This window comes from Moorena sp. SIO2C4, assembly GCF_010672485.1.
In the GTDB taxonomy this organism is placed as follows: domain Bacteria; phylum Cyanobacteriota; class Cyanobacteriia; order Cyanobacteriales; family Coleofasciculaceae; genus Moorena; species Moorena producens.
This window is the reverse complement of the sequence record NZ_JAAHGN010000762.1, coordinates 1-3,748: the sequence shown is the minus strand read 5'-3', so window position 1 is coordinate 3,748 and position 3,748 is coordinate 1. Positions and strand designations below refer to the sequence as shown.

The following is a 3,748-nucleotide window of genomic DNA, read 5'->3' as shown; positions in this document are numbered from 1 at the left end:
TACTTAATCTAGACCAACTGCCAGCTTTAGTAGAAGTGCGTGGTGAGGCATTCTTACCTCTGGATGTATTTGAGAGGATTAATCAGGAACGAGCACAAGCAGGTGAACCATTATTTGCTAATCCTCGTAATGCCGCTGCTGGTACCTTGCGCCAATTAGAACCTCGAATTGTTGCTAAACGGCAATTGGCTTTCTTTGCTTATACCTTACATATTCCGAATCAGGATAGTAGTGAGGAGTACACCATCCCAATGCCCAATTGCCAATGGGATGCTCTAGAATTGCTGCAAAAGCTGGGTTTTCCGGTGAATCCCCATCGCCAATGTTGTGCTTCCTTACAGGATGTTCAGGATTATTACAATTACTGGGATGCGAGACGGCAAGATTTACCCTACCTGACCGATGGGGTAGTGGTAAAAATCAATGCTTTCGGGATACAACAACAATTGGGGTTTACCCAGAAGTTTCCTCGTTGGGCGATTGCTCTGAAATATCCGGCTGAAGAAGCTCCCAGTCGTGTGGAAGCAATTACCGTTAATGTGGGACGCACCGGAGCAGTGACACCCTTGGCTATTTTAGAACCAGTGCAATTGGCAGGCACAACAGTACAACGGGCTGCCCTACACAATGGTGATTATGTTGCCCAATTAGATTTGCGAGTTGGGGATACGGTGATTGTACGGAAAGCGGGGGAGATTATCCCGGAGGTGGTACGTGTCTTACCAGAGTTACGTCCTGATCATGCTAAACCCTTCGAGATGCCTACCCATTGCCCTGTTTGTAGTCAACCCTTGGTGCGTCCTAAGGGTGAAGCAGTGACTCGCTGTATTAATTCATCTTGTCCTGCGATTGTTAAGGGCACTCTCACCCACTGGGCAAGTCGTAATGCTCTTGATATTAATGGTTTGGGGGAAAAAATTGTAGAACAATTGGTAGACCAAGGCTTAGTGACATCTGTTGCTGACCTTTATGATTTAACCCTAGACCAGTTGGTGTCATTGGAGCGTATGGGGCATAAGTTAGCCCAGAAGTTGCTAAATGCGATCGCAAAATCCAAAACTCAACCTTGGTCACGAGTCCTTTATGGGTTAGGGATTCGTCATGTGGGTAGTGTCAATGCTCAAACCCTTGTCCAGACTTTTCCTACCATTGAGCAGTTGGCTCAAGCAACCGTCACTGATATTGAGGGAATCTATGGCATTGGACCAGAAATTGCTCAGTCTGTCTGGGGTTGGTTTCAGATTTCCAGCAACCAGACCTTGATTGCTCGATTGCGAGAAGCGGGTTTACAGTTAGAAGCCTCTACTAAAACTATAGCGCTAGATAAATCTCTACCCTTAACTGGAAAAATCTTTGTGATTACTGGCACCTTGCCTACCCTTAAGCGTAGTGACGCGAAAGACTTGATTCAAAACGCTGGTGGTAAGGTTACTAGTGCCGTTAGTGCCAAAACTGATTATTTGGTGGTTGGGGAAGATGCCGGTTCTAAGTTAGAAAAGGCTCAAAAATTAGGAATTACCCAATTAACTGAATCCCAGCTATTGGACTTGCTTTAACTGAACGTATTCCAAACAAATCTACGTTACCGATTCCCGATTCTCGATTCCCGATTCCCGATTCCCGATTCCCGATTCTCGATTCCCGATTCCCGATTCCCGATTCCCGATTCCCGATTCCCGATTCCTTATACTTTGGTTGGTTAAACCGGTAAGATGATAAGAAGTAAGCCAACCAAAAAACCCCGCGTCTCATGACCGGGGAGTGGTAACAGTGACTTGAAGGTTTAGCGGTACCGACGCTTGCGTCTGCGAGCGATCGCTTTGCGCTTTTTCTTTTCAATGGGAGTCTCAAAATGACGTAGACGCTTCATATCAGCAAAAATTCCAGCTTTAGATACTTGTCGCTTAAATCTACGCAGGGCTGACTCAATGCCTTCATTTTCACCGACAACCACTTGGGTCATACTAAATTAATCCTCCTAAATTTCAACAAAAAATTCTGCTTATAGTATCATACAATTATACTATCTAGCAAGGTTGCTGATAACAAGACGTGACAGAAGCCTGTGCCACCCTAGAAGCCTGTGCCACCCTACTTGAGTTTTGAATAAAATAAGCTGACGGCTAACGGCTAACGGCTGACGGCTGACGGCTGACGGCTGACGGCTGACGGCTGAAGTTTAGCGATCGCATTTTCAATCAACTCAACTCCTTGGTCAACCGTCTCTATTCTACTGAGTTTCTTACGCAATTCCCCTGCTCCGGGAAACCCTTTGGCGTACCAAGCCATGTGTTTCCGGGATTGATAAATACCACGCTCCCCCTTATAGTGCCATAGACCTTGTAAATGCTCTTTAGCACATTCAAGCAGTTGTACTGGTGTGGTTGGGGGTAACAGTTGTCCGGTTTTCAGGAAATAGTCTATTTCTCCGACTAGAAAGGGATAGCCCAGGGTTCCCCGAGAACACATTACCCCATCAGCACCGGTTTCTTCCAAGCAGCGCACTGCTGCATCGACGGACAAAATATCCCCATTAGCAATCACTGGGATAGACAGCACATCTTTTACCCGCTTAATCCATTCCCAGCGAGCCGAGCCATTATACCCCTGGTCACGAGTACGGCCATGGAGGGTCAACATCTGAGCCCCGGCATCTTCCATACGTTGGGCAAATTCTACCGCATTGATCTCCTGATTAGTCCAGCCAATACGGGTTTTGACCGTTACAGGTACCTCCACCGCCTTGACTACTGACCGTACAATTGCTTCCGCCGTTTCTGGATCTCGCAGTAAAGCAGACCCGCCACCATTTTTAGTAATTTTATTAACAGGGCAACCCATATTGATATCCACAGTATCTGCCCCTTCTGCCACTGCCCTTTGTGCCGCTTGAGCCAGAAATTCCGGGCGACAGTCGAATAATTGGATACTGATCGGTTTTTCTAATGGGTCTACCTCCATAACCTTGGGCAATTCTCGGAGATACTTTAACTGGCTAGCATGAACCATTTCGGTATACATCATCGACTCAGTGGCGTAGCGACGCACTAGGCGACGAAACACCAAGTCGGTTACTCCAGACAGGGGTGACTGTAAAACCCTGCTGTTGACCTCAACCGAGCCAATTTTAAGGGGTGATGCTAACCGTTGCTGTAATTGTGGAGATAGAAATGGCATTGGGAATGGTGTTGTTTCCGTCGTGATCACCTAATAGCATTTTTTAATTAGGTGAGGTACATTTTTTTTGTTTTATGGAGCAGGGAGCAGGGACTTCGGAGCAGCGATAATTATTTAATAGTAAACAGGGAATGGGGAACAGGGAATAGCTAAAATTCGTACCTCATTGCTATGAAGATTGCTATATTTCTCTTTCATCAGTCTGGGAAAACTTTTGTGATTCCTAAGTTCTGTAACTTTTGTACAAACGGCGATCGCTTCTCTATTTTCTAATAAGAATCAGAAAATAGAGCTAAATCTCAACAACTCTGTGACTGTAACCTGAAAGCGCGATCGCAATCTCCGAGAATGACAGAACACAGATATAGCGCTGATCATACTTAGCTGATCATACTTATAGCAGTACTTATAGCAGTTCTTAATTATCACTCCCGATCTCCCCACAGCTTCCGACTCCCGACTCCCGATTCCCGACTCCCGTTCCCCTCCTGGGAGGGGTTAGGGGTGGGTTCCGATTCCCGACTCCCGACTCCCGACTCCAGACTCCCTATCCCGTTTCAGTTTCAGTTTA

At 46.3% G+C, this 3,748-nt stretch carries 4 protein-coding genes; 1 reads left to right on the top strand and 3 read right to left on the bottom strand.

The window, feature by feature from the left end:
• Window positions 1-1,556, top strand: a 1,556-nt coding sequence (gene ligA, locus F6K20_RS28630; RefSeq protein ID WP_287296928.1) for an NAD-dependent DNA ligase LigA, incomplete at its 5' end; no start/stop codon positions are given.
• Here the strand turns inward: ligA and F6K20_RS28625 are convergent.
• From F6K20_RS28625 to dusB, 3 genes are all read right to left on the bottom strand, one after another.
• Window positions 1,516-1,752 carry a hypothetical protein gene (locus F6K20_RS28625; RefSeq protein ID WP_287263482.1) on the bottom strand — a complete coding sequence of 79 codons (237 nt, stop codon included), beginning with the start codon at window positions 1,750-1,752 and terminating at the stop codon, window positions 1,516-1,518. The two genes, ligA and F6K20_RS28625, sit on opposite strands and share 41 nt — an antisense overlap.
• Before the next feature lie 31 nt (window positions 1,753-1,783).
• The gene (gene rpsU, locus F6K20_RS28620; protein ID WP_008186741.1) at window positions 1,784-1,963 is read right to left on the bottom strand and encodes a 30S ribosomal protein S21; all 180 of its coding nucleotides are present in this window, start codon (window positions 1,961-1,963) and stop codon (window positions 1,784-1,786) included.
• A 167-nt stretch (window positions 1,964-2,130) separates the two neighbouring features.
• Window positions 2,131-3,177, bottom strand: a complete 1,047-nt coding sequence (dusB, locus tag F6K20_RS28615) for a tRNA dihydrouridine synthase DusB (protein WP_044493932.1) — start codon at window positions 3,175-3,177, stop codon at window positions 2,131-2,133.
• Window positions 3,178-3,748 lie beyond the last annotated feature (571 nt).

Coding starts and splice junctions, on each gene's coding strand:
- F6K20_RS28625 (WP_287263482.1), bottom strand. CDS start 1,752: ATGAGACGCGGGGTTTTTTGGTTGGCTTACTTCTTATCATCTTACCGG.
- rpsU (WP_008186741.1), bottom strand. CDS start 1,963: ATGACCCAAGTGGTTGTCGGTGAAAATGAAGGCATTGAGTCAGCCCTG.
- dusB (WP_044493932.1), bottom strand. CDS start 3,177: ATGCCATTTCTATCTCCACAATTACAGCAACGGTTAGCATCACCCCTT.